The organism is Dawidia cretensis, assembly GCF_018598175.1.
GTDB lineage: Bacteria > Bacteroidota > Bacteroidia > Cytophagales > Cyclobacteriaceae > Ohtaekwangia > Ohtaekwangia cretensis.
This window is the reverse complement of the sequence record NZ_JAHESE010000063.1, coordinates 1-17,237: the sequence shown is the minus strand read 5'-3', so window position 1 is coordinate 17,237 and position 17,237 is coordinate 1. Positions and strand designations below refer to the sequence as shown.

The following is a 17,237-nucleotide window of genomic DNA, read 5'->3' as shown; positions in this document are numbered from 1 at the left end:
GACATAAACAGTATCATGCGCCAGGTACAATTGCGCGACGGTACCGGCGAATGGGGCCGTCGTCGTATTACGCTCTCCGAACATACGCGCCTGCTCGAAGGATTTTCAACTACCAAAAAGGCGCCCAGCTTCGACTCCATTGTACGCACCCCCGTAGACTATACCTTGGACCGCGCCAATCGTTCTGTCCGCATGGAAATTCCCGAGTTGATACGTGACATCAATTATTTTCCACAGAACAACCACGCCATGTTTCGCCTGACGGTTACGTTGGGGATTGTGCCGGATGTGGCGTTTGATATCCCCTCCAAAGAGTACCTGCCGCCTCAATGGTACGATAAGTCCTATTATTCAAAAAGCATTTCGACGGCGTGGAACCCTTCGTTAGAAGGGATGGAAAGTAGTGTATTGGAATTGGCGATGAATGTGCTTCCTCCGGACAATCGCTGGACATTGATGTTGTCGATTGGCATTGAGTATGGAGCCTTTCGGCAGTACGGTGAGATTCAGGAAGTTCCACGGTTTGGCGCAGCGAAGATCCTGGCCTTGCGTGGGACGGATGGCGTGTCTGCGAATGACGGTGAGGATGATGGGATGGCAAATAAAGCACCATTGGATAAGGTTGTAACGGAGCGTGCACCCCCCGTGGAACCAAAAAACCAGATCGGTGTTTGGCAGCCGGAGGTGAAGTATGTATATACGATGAAGTCTTCTGAACCCGAAAGACGGCGGGCTAAAGTTTATAGTTATACAATTTCCCTGGAGGCGCAGGACGATTTACGCCGTAAACCGATCGATTCGGAACGGCGTCAGGTCGAAGTCGATGGGGCGGTCCATGATCATGTCGACCAGAATCTTTCCGATGGCGCTGGCGAATTTAAAGCCGTGGCCCGAACAGGGGCTGGCGATGATCACATTATTATGCTGGGGATGACGGTCAATGATAAAATCCATGTCGGGAGTATTGGTGTACATGCACACAGAAGCCTCGCGGAATATGGGGTCGATGCCGAAATGTCTACCGATAACACTTTCTATCGCGGATATTTCCTGGGAGGTGACCTGACGGTTAAGGTTGTTTGGGTCGGCAGGTTCGCCGTAATGGTGGAAGGCAACTTTCAAGCCGTTGCCCTGATCGGGGAAGCCGTAAAACATGGTGTCCCCGGTCTCCCAGATGTAGATGGGAAAATGATCGGGTTGGAGACTTTGCAGTCGGCCTCCTGCGTGGTCGAACCAGAAAACTACCTGGCGCGCTACAGTCAACGGCAGGGCTAGTTCAGGCACCAGCTGTGCCAACCATGCGCCGGCGCTTACGATTACCTGCCGAGCGGTATGGGTGCCATTGACAGTAAGTATTTCGACATAATTATCTTTGGGCGATAACGATAATACCGTCTCCCCTAGCCTGTATGCGGCGCCGTGGGCCTGCGCTAATTGAAGGGCAGTCTCTATACAAGCTTCGGGGAAAAGCACACCGGCGGCGGTTTCAAATACGCCCACTGTATCGGGTGTGGGCTGGAAAGCGGGAAACCGCGTGCGGATGGCATGAGCGTCGAGGTACTCGTACGCCAGTCCATGTGTTTCAGCACTTAGCCGTGAGCCTTGCACCAGGATCGAGTCCGGCGTGCCGAGCATCAGCCCACCCGTTTGCGTAAACAGCTTTCGGCCAGCAATGCGCTCCTGATCGTGCCATAAACCATAGGCTTCCTGCACTAACGGTACGTATACCGGGCTTTCATAATACGCTTGTCGGATGATACGGCTCTGACCGTGTGACGATCCATAGATGTGTGGCGGCGTGAAGCGGTCGATGCCCAGAACGCGTTGTCCCGCCTTCGCGATCTGATATAGCGCCTGGCTGCCGGTAGCCCCCAGGCCTACGACAAGTACATCATATTCCGCTAACATCTTGCGAAGATACGGTTCCTATTGCAATATATCAATGCGACAACCTCTACCTTACAGAAGGCATCCATCATTTTACGCCCGACCTGAAAGCCGTTAATAAAAGCAAGAGATGAATAGGACTTTTATAAAGTTGGTCACTCTATTGGAGTGTGAACTGCTTAAAAAATACCGCAAATGACCTCACTACAAGAAACCGCTACGCAGACAGTAATAGATTATATTCTAACCACGAAATCAGGCTCCATGTTGGCGCTCATCGCTGTCATTCTTCTGGCCGGCTACCATTGGAAGCGAATAAATATTATCATCACGATACGCGGGCGGAAAGAAGGTCAGAAAAAGAAATCATTATAAACGTTTTGGACGCCATGCCCGCAGAAGCCCATGCCAGGTGTTATAGAGTCAAAAAATGCCACTTGGTATAAGATATTATACAAAAATATAAGTCCTTAAAATATTCGATATCAAGTAGGACTTGTGGCCCTTTTGCTGCTCTATAGAGCAGTCTCCTGGTGCTACCGCATAACATGCCGGCTGACAAACAAATACTCAACCTAACCCAGTTCTGTCAATTTACATATGAATGAGGTAGAGAAAAACCTAATACGCAGAATAGCTACAGGAAGCAAGGCTGATTTTGAAAGCGTTTATAAAGAATATTTTTCCACATTAATGAGAGTAGCCTCCAGAATAACAGGTAACGAGAACGATGCCTATGATATAACCCAGGATCTTTTTCAGCACTTGTGGCGAAACAGAGATCTGTTCGGACAAGTCGATACTGACCTTAAAGCCTGGCTTAAGGTCAGTATAAAATATGCGTCGATTAAACATCTTGCTAAAGATACACGTGCCCGGGAAATGATTAAAGAGTACATGCAACAACAGGATACTTTTTCTTTTATAGACATGGAGGGGGATTCTAACACGGCGATGCTTTACGACGCCATTAATCAGCTATCGCCACGCCAACAGGAAATAATCAGATTACACAAACTCGAAGAAATGAGTCATGCAGACATCGCGAATAAACTTAATATATCCGAAAAGACAGCGCGGAACACCATTGTGAATGCATACAGTAAGCTAAAACATATATTTAAATCTAACGACACACTTCACCTTTGGGGAATTATACTATGGGTTACACTCAACATAATGGAGTTATGACAGATTTTGAGAAACTCAAAAATAAGATCCAGGATGGATCAGCGACAGCAGATGAATTTGTCGTGTTTAACAGGATGGTCGATGAGATTGTAGAGCAAGAATTTGCCAAGCCTCATGAGATTTCCGAGCTCGAAACAGAGGTGACTCAGCAAAATCTCGATTCGTTTTGGCGAAAAATTGATGCTTTAGGGCGACGCCATCCACAGTATAAAAAATGGTTTGGCGGGTCTCTTTTACAAAAGGCGGCGGTGTTCGTTGGAGTCTGTATAGTCGCCGGTTTATCACCATACGGGGTCGATCTCTTTAAGAGCATTCTATTTTTTGCGTCAAAGGAAACAAGCGCACCACCGATAGCATTGCCGCCATCTTCGAGCGCTCACAAAACCTTCAGCATAAAAGGCCCTGTTCGCCACACGATGCCTGACAGTAGTAAAATCCTTATAAAAGACGGAAGCCTGATATCCTATACTTCTAATTTTGCAGAAGAACGCACTCTTGTACTGCAGGGCGAAGCTTATTTTAACGTTACACATGATTCTCTGCGGAGATTTAGCATCAACCTAGGGAATATATCTGTTACTGTATTGGGTACCATCTTTGCCGTTCGGGCAAACGACAATGAGGATAGCATAACGATAAGAGTCCTGCATGGCCGTGTTTCGGTTCATACCCAGCAAAAGGAATTGACTCAAGTCGGGGATGGCGAAAAAATGACAGTTTATCGAAATAGCAGGCCTCGCCTTGATGACGGTTATCTGGTATGGAATCGCGCCACATCTCTCACATGGAAAACGAAGAAGTTATCAGGCAACGCGGGTAAAGGCAAACCACTAGTTTTCCAAAATGCGCGTTTTGAAGATATTGCTAAAAACATCGAACACATTTTTGATGTAAGTATCCACCTAAAAAATGAGCGTCTTAAGAATATTCGGATTACTGCAACATTTGATAGCAATATTTCTCTTTACGATGTTCTCCAGAGTTTGTCGCTCGCCGCGTCATGCGATGTCGAATTAATTCAAAGTGACCCTCTTACCCTGGAGTTTAGACGATTTACAAGACTGTCCTTGCCGCACACAGAAAAAATTATACCATAAATACACCTTTGCCGTAACCAGTCGGGTCATGCGAATATACGCAGACACACTAAGCCCCGCCTTCCATCTTCTTCAGACACTTCGCGATGTCAATGCCCTTACCCAGCACAGGCTTGAACAGGTCGCCTTTCTTCTCCAGGCGCTTGGGCAGTGTTTCCATCGTGAAGTCGCTGGGGTGCAGGCCATGTTTTACTTCCTTCCACTCGAGTGGTGTGGAGATGGTGGCGCCGGGCACGGGGCGCATGCTGTATACCGAGGCCAGCGTTTGGCCCCGCTTGTTCTGTAAGTAATCAATGTACAGGCGCCCCTTGCGTTGGTTGAGCGAACGCTCGAGGGTGGTAAACCTGGGAACCAACTCTTGTGCGTGGTGTGCTACCAGCTCGGCGAACATGCGTGCCTGGTCGTAGTCGTATTTCGCGGCGAGGGGTACATAGATGTGCAAGCCGGAAGCGCCGGAAGTTTTGCAATAGCCTACGGCGCCGGCCTTGTCCAGGACTTCTTTCACCGCCAGCGCGGTGTCGACCACCTGGTTGAAGGTGTTCTTGTCGGATGGATCGAGGTCGAGTACGAGGTAGTCGGGGTTGTCGAGGCTCTTTGTACGCGAGCACCAGGGGTTGACTTCGATGCAACCCAGGTTGTTCATGTACAACAGCGTGGCTTTATTGTTGCAAAGGATATAGTCGATGTCTTTGCGGGCGCCTTCGGAGTACAAGGTGATGCTATCGACAAAGGATGGTGCGTCTTCGGCGGCGTCTTTGTGGTAGAAACCTTTGTCTTCGATGCCGTTAGGGTTTCGCTTGAGTGATTCCGGGCGATCCTTCAGGTATGGTAGAATGTATTTGCTGATGCTATTGTAATACGCCACCACTTGCCCTTTGGTGATGCCATCTTTGGGGAAGTATAGTTTATTTTGATTGGTCAGCTTTACCTCGTGGCCATCAACCCGGATGGTGCCCTCGTGCGTGTCTTCCGTTGTTTTCTTTCGCGCCGTCTTGGTGGCTTGCCGGGATGCAGGCTTGGCGGTGGCTTTTGCCGCTTTGCCGGTGCGGCCGGTCTTTTTACCTTTTTTGGCTTTCTCTGCGGTGGCGGCTTCCTCTACATCGAGGTGATCCACTTCTTTTGGCGCTTTGTCTATACGCATGCCCATAAATACTGCCTGGCGTAATATTCCTTCGTCTGTAAGCTCCGCGAATTTTACTTCGCATACCAACCTGGGCTCCACCCAGGTAACGGGCGCGTTAAAGGGTATTTTCTCCTGAAAGGGAGACGTCTCGCGCACCAGCGGCTGCAGGGCGCCGTATACCTCCTTCAGCAGCTTGTCGGTAAATCCCGTGCCGGTGTGGCCGATGTATATCAGCTTGCCGCGTTTGTATATGCCGAGGATCAGTGCGCCGATATGTTTCCGGCTTCTGCGTGGCGCGGTATAGCCCGCGACGACAGCTTCCTGTGTATTGAGATTTTTAATTTTGAGCCAGTCGTAGGTACGACGGCCTGGGTTGTATAGACTGTCGGCCTTTTTGGCAATGACCCCTTCCACTCCCAGCTCGACGGCATGTTGGAATACCCGCTTGCCATGTTCTTCTACGTGATCGGAGTACCGGATGATCTCATGATCCTTCGGCAACAGCTTCGCCAGGATTTCTTTCCGTTCCAATAGCGGAACGCTCGTCAGGCTTTTGCCTTTGTGCGATAGAATGTCGAATACATAGTAGATGATCGGTAGCGTTGGATTCTCGCCGTACTGTTGCAGCTTTTGAAAGCTGGGGCGATCGTTTTCGTCGAGCACAACGATCTCCCCATCCAGTATAGCAGGCTCTTTGATCTTGTCGAGCGCATCAAAGACATCCGGGTACAGCGATTCGAACGACAGGCCGTTGCGTGAATATAGACGTTTCTCTTTCTTTCCGATTTCGGCTACGGCGCGGTAGCCGTCCCACTTGATTTCAAACACCCATGCCGCGTCATCAAACGGCTGCTCGCGGGTTTGCGCGGCCATGGGTTCGATAAATTCCTTGTACTTATGCGCTTTGCCGCTACGAACGGATTTTAATGCCGACGGCTCGGGCTTCTTTGCTTTTTCTTTCTCCTTCGGTGCTTCCGGGTCGGCTTTGCCCCATACCTTTTTGCCGTGCGGCCTGGCCGGCTTTACCGACTCGATGTCGTACCCTTTGGTGGCATGTTCGTCGCGGTGTTTGATCAGCAGCCAGGCATTTCCTTCTTCGGCGCGCTTCATTTGGACCAACGCAAAAGAGCCCTGTAGTTTTTTTCCTTTCAGGGTGAACTTCAGGTCGCCTTTTTCGAGATGCTCACGCAGGTGTTTTTCGTAGTCGGCACGTTTGGTGACACCGTCGGGTGTATAGGTGCCATAGTCCCAGATGTCGACGGTACCGGCACCGTAGTTTCCTTTGGGAATGGAGCCGGAGAACTTGCCGTATTCGAGGGGGTGATCTTCGACCATCATTGCCAGTCGCTTGTCGGCGGGGTCCAGTGATGGTCCTTTGGGAATGGCCCAACTTTTCAGAACGCCGTCCAGCTCAAGACGGAAATCGTAGTGCAGCCGGCTGGCATCGTGACGTTGAATGACAAAGGTAAGGGGCGCGACACCTTTTTTCTTTTTCTCGCCTTTCGGCTCGGAGGTCTGTGTGAAGTCCCGCTTTTTCTTGTACCGGGTCAGGCTCATCAGGATGCCTTTTTGAGACTGGCTTTAAGCTGGGAGATCAGATCGGTCGACTTCCGGTGTGTTACCTTCATTTTCGTCGCGGCCGGTTTCTTTCCACTTGCCTTTGCCTTGATAATCTTCAACAGCTCAGAAGCATAGGTATCTTTAAACTTGTCGATGTCAAATTCACCGGTAAGCTGGTCGATCAGCGAAAGCGCCATCTTGAGCTCAGCCGGTTTGGGTTTTGTATCCGGCAGGTTCAACTCCTCGGTACTACGGATCTCCTCGGCAAAGCGTATGCGGTTTAATACAATCGCTTTGCCGCGGGGCTTCAGTACACAAAGGTGTTCCTTACTGCGCAGTACGAAGCTTCCGATGGCTGCTTTCTCGCTTTTGACCAACGCCTCATGTAACAGGGCGTAGGCCCGTACGCCCGATTTCTCGGGCTCGAGGTAATACGGTGTTTCGTAGTAGATCGAGTCGATCTCGCTCTCGCGCACAAAGTCAGAGATGTCGATGGTTTTGCTTTTCTGGGGGCTGGCCCGTTCGAAGTCTTTGTCGTCGAGTACGACATACTCGCCGTCCAGCTTGTAACCCTTTACGATGTTGGCATACTCGACTTCCTTGCCGGTGGTGCCGTTGACGCGTTTGAAACGGATGTTGGCGTGATCTTTCTTATCCAACATATCGAGGTCAAGATCACTATTCTGTACAGCACTGTACATTTTGATGGGAATGTTGACCAGGCCGAAGCCGATTGCACCTGTCCAAATCGCGCGCATACGTAGAAGAGTTTTGAGGTTATTGTATCTTCATCGCCTGGGCTATTTCCCACGACGAAAGTTTTACATAGTCATTGCCGATTCGAATGGTATATACCAGTCCTAAAGACTTCACTTCCCGCGGCCGTCCATATACTACACCTTCCTGGTTCTGGTAAATTATCGAGTCGCCGTTTTTAATCTTTTCCATAATCTTTTTTTGTTAAAGTTGAAACTTTGCAAAAAAAGATTAAATACTGTGCCACGGGAAAATATACGAAAAAATACTATGTAATCTATCGGGATTGCAAAAAAATCATATCTTTTGCCCTACGCGTTGGGGCATTCCCTGGCCAACTTGTCCCGCATTATGCCGATACATTTTCTGCGGGTGTCTTTTGCAATACCGCCATCAGCTCTGCCTCGTTTGTGAGGTCCAGGCGGAGCGGGGTGATGGACACATAGTTGTTCTCCACCGCCCAGCGATCTGTTCCTTCTTCAGCAGGTTCCAGTGGTATGACGGTGAACCAATAGTGCTTACGCCCATAGGGGTCAGTGCCCGGAACGATCTTGCCGTCGTATTGCCGCACGGACTGGCGCGTCCATTTTACACCCTCCGGATTTTCAGGAAAGTTTACATTGACCAATGAAAGATTAGGGTTTTCCAGGAGTAACGCCAGCGCTTTTTCAACAAAGGGTTCGAGCTTGCTGAAGTCCGGTTCAGTTTTGCCGACAGGAGCGCTTAGCGCAATGCCCTTCATGCCCAGCAGTACGGCTTGCTTGGCGCCGGCAAGGGTACCCGAGTGCCACATGGAATTGCCCAGGTTCAGGCCCATGTTAATACCGGAGAGTACCACGTCTGTCTGGCCGAGGTGTGAGCCGAGGGCCACACAATCTGCAGGCGTACCGTTGACGCGATAGGCTTCCAGGTCGCCGAAGGCAATGGGAGACTTGCGATAGAACAATGGGCGTGACGCCGTAATGGCGTGCCCCATGGAGGATTGTTCAACATCGGGTGCCACCACGCGTACTTCTCCGAAGCGTGAGGCTATTTTGGCGAGCGAGGCAATCCCAGGACTGTAGATGCCATCGTCATTTGTAATCAGTATACGCATACCGAACGGACTAATAATATCATTCCTACCCTGGCATGGGTTTATCTTGTGCAGATGCGGCACACAGGCCACCCCCTATACATGACCCTAATGAAATTTGCCAAGCTGATTCACAACCCCAGTGCCGGAGAGGCCGAAGACGTAACGGAACATCTCATAGAAGCGATAGAAGATGCAGGCTACAGCTGTAGCTATTCGTCCACAAAGGACGACGGCTGGGAAAAAATAGATACAAAGCAGACCGACTTTTTGGTCGTGGCCGGCGGCGATGGCACCATCCGCAAGACCGTGCTCGCGTTTTTGGACAAACGGCTCCCCATCGGACTGATTCCCATGGGCACGGCTAACAACATTGCCAAGACGCTCGACGTGACGGGCGAGCCACAGGAAATCATGGCTACCTGGAGTGATCGCCATCTTAAATTGTTCGATATCGGTCGTATTTATAACCTGGCAGATGAGAAGTTCTTTCTGGAAGGCATTGGCTTCGGGCTCTTTCCCCGGCTGATGAAAGAAATGGACAAGCAAAAACGCAAAAGCGATAATTACGATAAGAGCATTATGACCGTGCTGGAAATCTTTCATGATATCGTACTGAATTATAAAGCGCGGGCATGCTCGATCCAAATTGATGACGCCGAATACTCCGGGAATTACCTGATGGCGGAGGTCATGAATACCCGTTCGATCGGCCCCAACCTGAATCTCGTGCCGTTTTCCGACCCGGGTGACGGCGAGTTCGAGGTCGTGCTCATTACCGAGTCCCAGCGCGAGCAATTCGCCAACTATATTCTCAGCAAAATCCTGGGCAAGGAAGAGCCTGCGTTCTTCAATATTTTAAAAGCGAAAAAGCTTCGGATCGCCTGGGACGGCGTGCACCTGCATGTCGACGATGCTTACCTCAAGCTGGACGAGCCGACCGAGATCAAGGTCGAGCTGCAGGCCGGCGCGGTGCAGTTCCTGGTGGGGCCGCCGGTAGCGGAAACGCCGGCTGCCTAGGGCACAACGGTCAGGCTTACGGTCGTCCGGTGTACCCATTCGTGGGTATTGGTAGTAGTGACCATCCCCATACTACGCTGCATGCAGCGGATCTTAATTATATATACTATATCATGCGAATAGACTTTCTGTTGGCGGTCACAACACGCGACCGGAGATCTCCGGTATGTATTCTATCGAAGTTGTTTTCGGATACCGTAATTTATACTTAATATCATGCCGCCGTTTTGAAAACCGATGCGGCTTAAATAATTCTGCAAATCAAAAATTCACCAAACTTTATGCTGAAACGAAGTCTCGTAGGGCTTTTGTGCCTTGTCCTCTGCATGTCCTTTGAGGGCTATGGCCAAAAGCAATACCAGTGGAAAGAGAAGACGGAAGATGGTTATACGTATAAGTATGTCACGAACGACCCGATGGGCGCCCGTTTTTATCAATTGAAGAATGGCCTAACAGTTGTTTTAAGCGTCAACAAGAAAGAGCCTCGCATTCAGACGCTGATCGGCATCCGCGCCGGCAGTAACAGCGACCCTGCCGACCACACCGGCCTGGCGCACTATCTCGAACACTTGTTGTTTAAAGGCACCGACAAGTTCGGCAGCCTGGACTGGAATAAAGAACGCGCGTACATTGACCGCATCGACAGCCTGTATACGGTATACAATCAAACGACGGACAGCAACCGGCGCAAGGTGATCTATCACATCATTGACAGCGTATCCGGCGTTGCTGCCAAGCAGGCCATTGCCAACGAATACGACAACATGATGGCTTCGCTGGGCGCCCAGGGTACCAACGCGCACACTTCTGTGGAAGAGACGGTGTATGAGGAGAATATCCCGTCAAATGCGTTAGACCGTTTTCTGGCGGTACAGGCCGAGCGGTTCCGCTACCCGGTATTCCGCCTGTTCCACACGGAATTGGAAGCGGTGTATGAGGAGAAAAACCGCGGCCTGGACAACGACGGCCGTAAGATGTACGAGACACTGCTGAACACGCTTTTCCCGACACACAATTATGGCCAGCAATCGACGATTGGTACCATCGATCACCTGAAGAACCCGTCGCTGAAGGCCATCCGCGACTTCTATAACAAGTACTATGTGCCGAACAACATGGCCCTGATCATGGCGGGCGATTTTAACCCGTCGTATGTGATCAAGAAGGTTGACGCTGCCTTTGCCTATATGAAGTCTGCGCCGGTAAAAGAATATACACCGGCGCCCGAGAAGCCGATTAAGGCTCCGATCGTGAAGGAAGTGTTTGGCCCCGATGCCGAGAGTGTAAATATTGCCTTTCGGATGCCGGGGGCACTGGACACCCGCTCGTCGGTCCTCCTGACGGTGACGTCGATGGTGCTCAGCAATGGCAAGGCCGGTCTGATCGACCTGAACCTGAACAAACAACAAAAGATCCTTGGCGCAAGCGCGGGCGTATGGTCCTTTAAAGACTACAGCGTATTCCTGTTGGGTGGCAAAGCCAAGCAGGATCAAAGCCTGGAAGACGTAAAAAAACTGCTTCTCGAGCAACTGGACCTGCTGAAGAAGGGCTCGTTTGATGAGTCGCTGGTGAAGGCGATCGTCAACAACGCCAAACTGTCTGAGCTTCAAGGATTGGAAGACAATGGCAGCCGTGCCGAGTCATTGATGGATGCTTATATCAAACACAAAGGTATGCAATGGACAAGTGACGTTGCCTACCTCGACGAGATGAGTAAAGTGACGAAGAAGCAGATCATGGATTTTGCCAACCAATACCTGGGCGAGAACTATGTGCTGGTGTATAAACGCAAAGGAGAAGATAAGAGCATTGTAAAAGTAGATAAGCCTGCTATTACGCCGGTAGAAGTGAACCGCGATGCACGCTCTCCTTTCCTGGAAAGCATGGCGAAGATTCCGGTCACGCCGGTAGAGCCGCAATGGCTGGATTACAAGAAGGACATTCAGCAAAGCAAGATCGGTCCTGCCGATGTGCTGTATGTGCAGAACAAAGAAAACGGTTTGTTCCGCGCGTATTATCGTTTTGATATGGGCAGCTGGAGCGATAAGCGTTTGGGTATTGCCGCACAGTACCTCCAATTCCTCGGTACCGAAAAAGCTACGGCCGAGCAGATCAGCAAAGCATTTTACAACATCGCCTGTAACTTTTCGGTGTCGGCATCGTCTGAAGAGACGACCATTGCGATCTCCGGATTGCAAGAGAATTTTGGCGAAGCCGTTCGACTCTTTGAATCGCTGATCACCACGTGCAAAGCGGACGACGCAGCACTGGCGGCGTTAAAAGATCGCCTGCGGAAAAGCCGTGCCGACAACAAGCTGAATAAGGGCTCGATCATGCGTGGTATGATGCAGTATGCGATGTATGGAGAGAAGAATCCGTTCAACTTTCAGTTGAGCGACCAGGAGCTGACAGCTGTTACGGCGAAAGAGCTTACGGACCTGCTTCATGGATTGATGAGTTATAAGCATAGCATTTTGTACTACGGTCCTGAGTCGCTGGCGACGCTGACACCGCTGTTCCAGAAAGCGCATGCCTTGCCTGCTGCTTTCCGTGAAGCGCCGGCCCCGGTGAAGTTTACGAAAGTTGACCAGACGGCCAACACGGTGCTCTTTACCGACTACGACATGGTACAGGTGGAAGTAAACTGGGTCCGCAATACGACAGCATACGATCCGGCGAACACGGCGCGCATCATGCTGTTTAACTCTTACTTTGGAGGTGGCATGGGTACGATTGTGTTCCAGACCATCCGCGAGTCGAAGGCCCTCGCCTACTCGACGTACGCAACGTATGCGTCGCCCGACAAGAAAGACGGTCGTTATACGGCGATCGCGTATGTGGGTAGCCAGGCCGACAAGATCGGCGAAGCTGTTACCAGCATGAACGAGCTGCTGGACGACATGCCGCATACGGACAAGATCTTTACCACGGCGCGCGACGGTATTAAACAAGACATCGAAACCGAGCGTATTAACCAGGATGGTATTATCTTTAGCTACCTGGCCGCCCGGAAGCTGGGCCTTGATATCGACTACCGCAAAGAAGTGTACCGCGCGGTGGATGCGCTGACGTACGATGACATAGCAAAGTTCCACGATGACAACCTTCGTCACAAGTCATACACGTATTGCGTGTTGGCTTCGTCGAAGAATGTTAAAGAAGACGACTTGAAGAAGTTCGGTGCGGTGAAGAAACTGACGCTGCCGGAAATATTCGGATATTAATATCAAACAGTTTCCCCTGCGGGAGATGCCCGCAGGGAACTGTTTGTCCCGTTATAATTCTTGTTACTTAGCCACCCCTCTCTTGCGCCCGTAACAGGAACTGCCACTGCAGGACCGGATAACCCCACACTTCTAAGGCGTAGATTGTGTTTCCTCATAAGTTTAGGTTAATGAATGACGAAAATCCGGTCTCTGCAACAGGCCTTTGAGACAGCGTGAGTGTGAGCGCGGGAGCGACGAAAAAGACTACTTTTTCGCTCTCGCGCTCACACTCATTCTGTTTTTTTTAGGTGGGCGCCAATGCCGAATTGCGATAGTCCCGATCTTGTCGGGGCGACGGAAACTGCGGCCAGTCCTGGACTGGCGTGTCCTCTTTAACCTCTCTGCATATACTACTCTGGCAATAACGAAGCCAAGAGCTTCTGCAATCTCTCTCCTTTTACATCTTTAGCAATGATTTTCCCGTGTGCATCCAGCAGCACATTGAAGGGTATAAATGACAACGCATAGTATTGCGCGGCAGGGCTCGTCATGCCTTTGAGGTCTGATAGCTGGGGCCACGTAAGCTCGTCGTTGGCAATGGCGCTTAGCCACCTGGGGCGTTCTTCGTCGAGGGATATGCTGACGATTTCGAAACCGGCTGAATGATATTTGCTATAGAGTGACACCAGGTTGGGATGCTCGCGCCGGCAGGGGCCGCACCAGCTGGCCCAGAAGTCTACGAGCATGTATTTGTGTGGAAGCTGTTCGCCGCTCATCGGCTTGCCCGTCTTATCTGTTAACAGGAAGAATTTAAAGGGCGTGCCACGCTCCGTGTGGGCCAGGCGTTGCAGGAGCTTCGCTACGCCGTTGCTGCCAGCAAGGGATTGTTGTTCGGCGGAGAGGTGGTGGAAGATGGTGTCGGCCTGGGCGTAGGTGAGCAGGTCGGCGTCGCGGAGTAGCTCGGAGCCGATGTTGCTGGCGGGCTGCGCGTCTACGAGGGCTAGCATGTGGCGATAGAGTGTTTCGGCTTTGGCGGAGTCGGGTTGGTCGGTTTCTATCAGGGTGCGCCAGAAGGTGAAGAAGTCGCTCTTCAGCATTTCGCTGTAGGATCCGGTGATGGAGGTTGATTGGAGACGGTTGACCAGACGGCCTTCGGGGTCGATGAACGTGTGGGTGCGGGCGTTGACGTGGATGCTGCCGGAGTCGAGGTAGAGCCAGATGGCGGTGGAAAGGCCTTCGAGCTCGAGCGTGGCTTGTACGGGGTGCGGGACCTGGCCGATGAAGTGGAAGGTCTTGTTTTCGACCGGGGTCTGGAGGGTGATGGGTTCTTGAGTGTTGAGGGTGTAGTGCAGGGTGATGGTGCCGGTGTAGTTGCCCTGAAGTTTGCCGGCGATGGTGAATGGGCGGGTTTGGGCGTGGAGTGTGAGGGTTAGAAGGAATAGAACTATAGCTATTAAGTACTTAGGCATAGGTCGACTGAATATACATTCGTTATAGCGATGTGGATTGGCGCTTCGTATGTTGCATCCGGCAATGTTTTGCAAATATGAATCTGGCGCAAGTGTTGCGCCAAGCGTTAGCGGAGGCGTGTCACTTGTGCCTGTTCTAATGGGAGTCTTCAGACTCCCGAGGCCTGGTTGTTAGCACCTAAATCAAAATAACATCGATCAAGGTCTCCTTTAATCCCGCATAACTCGCAGCGCTGCTATACAGATAATACTCCGGAGAAAGCACAATACCAGCCTCGACAGGATTGTAATGAATATAATCCATTCGCTGATAAAGCTTTTCCTCCGTATCCAATTCGATTGGATGACTATGCTGCTGCCAGAATTGATAGGTCTTATTGTTGCTATTCCCTCTGCCTTCTGATTCAAATATCGACAACAACTCATTCCTTCTACTCTCCTGCGAATTAGCTTTAATAGCATCAATAATTAGCACAGAGGTATATTTCTTAATATCTCGGATAATACCCCCCAGGTTCGAACTGCGATGGCGACTAATAATGAGATGCACGTGACTACTCATAATACAATAAGCATACAACACCAGTCCCTTGTTCTTTTGGCAGTACCGTAGACTTTCCATTAGAATATCTCTATAGTCTTTCCGAATAAAAACATCCAGCCAGCGAACGACAGTGAAGGTTACAAAATAGACAGCTTCCTGATCTCGGATTTTATATTTACGACTCATTTGATAACGGAATAATAGTTAACGTTGTTTTGTGAAGATAGGGAACATTTGAGTTTATTCAAAATCCCTGGAGAGTTCCTCGGGAGTCTGAAGACTCCCATTAGACAGGCACAAGTCACCCTCCCTTCGGTCGGAAGACTTGCGCCAGCAACCGGCCAGCAACCTCTTTCGCCTTCTAACTTCGTTCTATGCTTTGAAATTCCGCAAGGTATACGTCAGTGTCAGCAGGAAGTAACGATTCAGTACGTTCGTCTGGCGGTCTTCGATGTAGGTCTCCGTGATGTCGCGCGAGATGCTGTTGTTGTTATTGAGGATGTCGTAGGCGTTGACTTTTACTTCGAGGGCGTCGTTCTTGAGGAATTTGTAGCCCAGGCCGGCGTTCCAGAACCAGATGCTTTGGTCGTATTCGGCGGAGAGGCCGCGGTAGAGTGTGTTGTTGGCGGTTGTTGTGAATACGAAGTGTTTGAGGAAGATCCAGTTCATGCGCAAGGATGTTACCTGGTTATAATAATTATTATCGGATTGTTTTTGCAGGGTGTTTTTGACGATGGTGTAGTTGGCATTATAGGATAACGTGAAGTCGAAGTTTTCGCTGATGTTGCTGCTCAATACCACTCCCTGACTCAGGGCGTAGTTGTTGGCGAGGTTTTTTGACTGGTTGATCAGCGCCGGAATGCGGTTGTAATTCACGCCCGTGTTGATATTCAGGTTTACTTTCAGCGTCGACAGCGGCGTGCCGTAGGTGAACAAGGCTCTTGCGTTGCGGTAGCCGCTGATGTTTACCGGGTAGCTCAACTGGGTGCCGCGTGACAGGAAAACTCCGTTTACGGTTTCATCTTCCGTCGCGATATAGGCGGCATTGGTGATGTAGTCCGTGATAAAACTCCCGCTCAGTAAGAAGAGCAGGCTGGTGGATTTTTCGGTATTGCTGCGGCTGTAGCGCACGGTGAGGCTATGGTTAAAATCCTGGGCAAGATCTGGATTACCGGTCTTCAGGAACAGCGGATTGCGATTGTCAATTACATTCTGTAACTGCGATACCGACGGCGCGTTGGTGGACGTGCGGTACATGATGCGGATGTTTTCTGTTTGTGAGAATTTGTAGTTCAGCATGGCACGCGGCAGGAGACGCTGAAAGGAGCGGTCGACCGAAAAGGCATACGGAAATTCCTGATCGCTTTGTAAGTGAGAATATTGAAAGTTTACCCCACCCATGGCACTGAGCTTACGGTTGTTGAACCGGTAACTGGCCCCTCCCCGATGTGCTATGTAAGCGTTCTCGAAGGTATTGGTCAGCGTCGTGTCCAGGTCATTGTATTCACCGCCGTCGCCCAGGTTGTAAGTTTCCTTTTCGGTGTTGCTGCGCGTATATGACGGGGTGTAATTGATCTGGATCTGGCTAAAGCGGTTCAGCGGTTCGGTATACGACAGGTCGGACGACACGGTGTAGCTGCGCGTGTGCTGATCCGAATGTTGGTCGACGAGTTGGGATTCCTCCCCGGACGTGTATTCGTTTAAGGAATATAGCTCGGAGTCGCCGTCGCGGTTGCTGGCTTCCGTGTTGAGGTTGACCGAGAATGAACGACCACGTTTCGCAAAGCGGTGACGGAATAGAATGCTGTTACCCAGATTGTAGCCGCTGTTATCCGACCGGTTGCTGTTGGTCAGGTGGCTTTCGAGCGCGGTGTTGTTTGCAGTATAATCGCCTTGCAGGGATGATCGCGCATCGTTCGTCTGAAAGCTTATGCGCGGTGTGATGACGAGCGAGTTGGCTGTATCGATGGTATGCTCAATGCGGGCATTGATGCGATGGTTGTAGTTGCGACTGTTGGAGCGGCCCATTTCACGGTACACCAGGCCGCTGTCCTGCTCGGTGATATACTCGCGATTGAGGTCGGTCAGGCTTTCGTTGTCGGCGGTATTAAAAAAATAGCTGCCGGTAAATTCAGTCTTTTTGCCCCAGCGATCGGCATAGTTGAGGCCGGCAGAATGTGTTGTCGAGATGCCGCTTTGCTGACCGACGGAGAAGTTGTTTGCGGGGCGCGGCCGCCCCCCCCCCCCCCGCGCGCGGCCCCGCCGCCCCGAGCGCCCCCCGGGGCGCCGGGGGGGGGCGGGCGACGGGG

Annotated in this window: 13 protein-coding genes; 5 read left to right on the top strand and 8 right to left on the bottom strand. The window is 50.9% G+C overall.

Translation table 11 applies throughout. The features are described from left to right. Positions 1-777: 777 nt before the first annotated feature. Positions 778-1,908: an N-methyl-L-tryptophan oxidase gene (gene solA / locus KK062_RS29265; RefSeq protein WP_254087947.1), complete on the bottom strand. Its 1,131-nt coding sequence runs from the start codon at positions 1,906-1,908 to the stop codon at positions 778-780. A 174-nt stretch (positions 1,909-2,082) separates the two neighbouring features. Here solA and KK062_RS29260 point away from each other — a divergent pair, with 174 nt between their 5' ends. From KK062_RS29260 to KK062_RS29250, 3 genes are all read left to right on the top strand, one after another. Continuing rightward, positions 2,083-2,262, top strand: a complete 180-nt coding sequence (locus tag KK062_RS29260) for a hypothetical protein (RefSeq protein WP_254087946.1) — start codon at positions 2,083-2,085, stop codon at positions 2,260-2,262. A 225-nt stretch (positions 2,263-2,487) separates the two neighbouring features. Further along, on the top strand, positions 2,488-3,078 hold the full coding sequence (locus KK062_RS29255; RefSeq protein ID WP_254087945.1) for an RNA polymerase sigma factor: 591 nt from the start codon (positions 2,488-2,490) through the stop codon (positions 3,076-3,078). Then, positions 3,075-4,175: a FecR family protein gene (locus KK062_RS29250; RefSeq protein WP_254087944.1), complete on the top strand. Its 1,101-nt coding sequence runs from the start codon at positions 3,075-3,077 to the stop codon at positions 4,173-4,175. The genes KK062_RS29255 and KK062_RS29250 overlap by 4 nt, the downstream gene beginning before the upstream one ends. 49 nt (positions 4,176-4,224) lie before the next feature. Here KK062_RS29250 and ligD read toward each other — a convergent pair whose 3' ends face one another. The 4 genes from ligD to surE all read right to left on the bottom strand — a co-directional run bounded on the left by ligD (position 4,225) and on the right by surE (position 8,710). After that, on the bottom strand, positions 4,225-6,855 hold the full coding sequence (gene ligD / locus KK062_RS29245; RefSeq protein WP_254087943.1) for a DNA ligase D: 2,631 nt from the start codon (positions 6,853-6,855) through the stop codon (positions 4,225-4,227). Beyond that, entirely contained in the window at positions 6,855-7,616 is a 762-nt protein-coding gene (ku, locus tag KK062_RS29240; protein WP_254087942.1) for a non-homologous end joining protein Ku, read from the bottom strand. Before ku ends, ligD begins: the two co-directional genes overlap by 1 nt. 19 nt (positions 7,617-7,635) lie before the next feature. Beyond that, on the bottom strand, positions 7,636-7,806 hold the full coding sequence (locus tag KK062_RS29235; protein ID WP_254087941.1) for a hypothetical protein: 171 nt from the start codon (positions 7,804-7,806) through the stop codon (positions 7,636-7,638). Positions 7,807-7,963: 157 nt separating this feature from the next. Continuing rightward, on the bottom strand, positions 7,964-8,710 hold the full coding sequence (gene surE, locus KK062_RS29230) for a 5'/3'-nucleotidase SurE (protein WP_254087940.1): 747 nt from the start codon (positions 8,708-8,710) through the stop codon (positions 7,964-7,966). An 81-nt stretch (positions 8,711-8,791) separates the two neighbouring features. Here surE and KK062_RS29225 point away from each other — a divergent pair, with 81 nt between their 5' ends. Beyond that, positions 8,792-9,709 (top strand): diacylglycerol/lipid kinase family protein, encoded by a 918-nt coding sequence (locus tag KK062_RS29225; RefSeq protein ID WP_254087939.1) that lies wholly within the window; start codon positions 8,792-8,794, stop codon positions 9,707-9,709. Between the two features lie 281 nt (positions 9,710-9,990). Beyond that, entirely contained in the window at positions 9,991-12,933 is a 2,943-nt protein-coding gene (locus KK062_RS29220; RefSeq protein ID WP_254087938.1) for a M16 family metallopeptidase, read from the top strand. 392 nt (positions 12,934-13,325) lie between these two features. On the opposite strand, the gene KK062_RS29215 is transcribed toward KK062_RS29220, so the two are convergent. The 3 genes from KK062_RS29215 to KK062_RS29205 all read right to left on the bottom strand — a co-directional run. Beyond that, complete coding sequence (locus tag KK062_RS29215; RefSeq protein WP_254087937.1) at positions 13,326-14,384, bottom strand: TlpA disulfide reductase family protein; 1,059 nt, start codon at positions 14,382-14,384, stop codon at positions 13,326-13,328. 178 nt (positions 14,385-14,562) lie between these two features. Next, a complete protein-coding gene (locus tag KK062_RS29210) occupies positions 14,563-15,114 on the bottom strand; it encodes an REP-associated tyrosine transposase (RefSeq protein WP_254087936.1) in 552 nt (183 codons plus the stop codon). A gap of 186 nt (positions 15,115-15,300) precedes the next feature. Then, the coding region (locus KK062_RS29205; protein WP_254087935.1) for an outer membrane beta-barrel protein at positions 15,301-17,237 on the bottom strand (1,937 nt) is incomplete at its 5' end.

Excerpts from the sequence above, each read along its gene's own strand:
- solA (WP_254087947.1), bottom strand. The coding sequence starts at position 1,908 with ATGTTAGCGGAATATGATGTACTTGTCGTAGGCCTGGGGGCTACCGGC.
- KK062_RS29260 (WP_254087946.1), top strand. The coding sequence starts at position 2,083 with ATGACCTCACTACAAGAAACCGCTACGCAGACAGTAATAGATTATATT.
- KK062_RS29255 (WP_254087945.1), top strand. The coding sequence starts at position 2,488 with ATGAATGAGGTAGAGAAAAACCTAATACGCAGAATAGCTACAGGAAGC.
- KK062_RS29250 (WP_254087944.1), top strand. The coding sequence starts at position 3,075 with ATGACAGATTTTGAGAAACTCAAAAATAAGATCCAGGATGGATCAGCG.
- ligD (WP_254087943.1), bottom strand. The coding sequence starts at position 6,855 with ATGAGCCTGACCCGGTACAAGAAAAAGCGGGACTTCACACAGACCTCC.
- ku (WP_254087942.1), bottom strand. The coding sequence starts at position 7,616 with ATGCGCGCGATTTGGACAGGTGCAATCGGCTTCGGCCTGGTCAACATT.
- KK062_RS29235 (WP_254087941.1), bottom strand. The coding sequence starts at position 7,806 with ATGGAAAAGATTAAAAACGGCGACTCGATAATTTACCAGAACCAGGAA.
- surE (WP_254087940.1), bottom strand. The coding sequence starts at position 8,710 with ATGCGTATACTGATTACAAATGACGATGGCATCTACAGTCCTGGGATT.
- KK062_RS29225 (WP_254087939.1), top strand. The coding sequence starts at position 8,792 with ATGACCCTAATGAAATTTGCCAAGCTGATTCACAACCCCAGTGCCGGA.
- KK062_RS29220 (WP_254087938.1), top strand. The coding sequence starts at position 9,991 with ATGCTGAAACGAAGTCTCGTAGGGCTTTTGTGCCTTGTCCTCTGCATG.
- KK062_RS29215 (WP_254087937.1), bottom strand. The coding sequence starts at position 14,384 with ATGCCTAAGTACTTAATAGCTATAGTTCTATTCCTTCTAACCCTCACA.
- KK062_RS29210 (WP_254087936.1), bottom strand. The coding sequence starts at position 15,114 with ATGAGTCGTAAATATAAAATCCGAGATCAGGAAGCTGTCTATTTTGTA.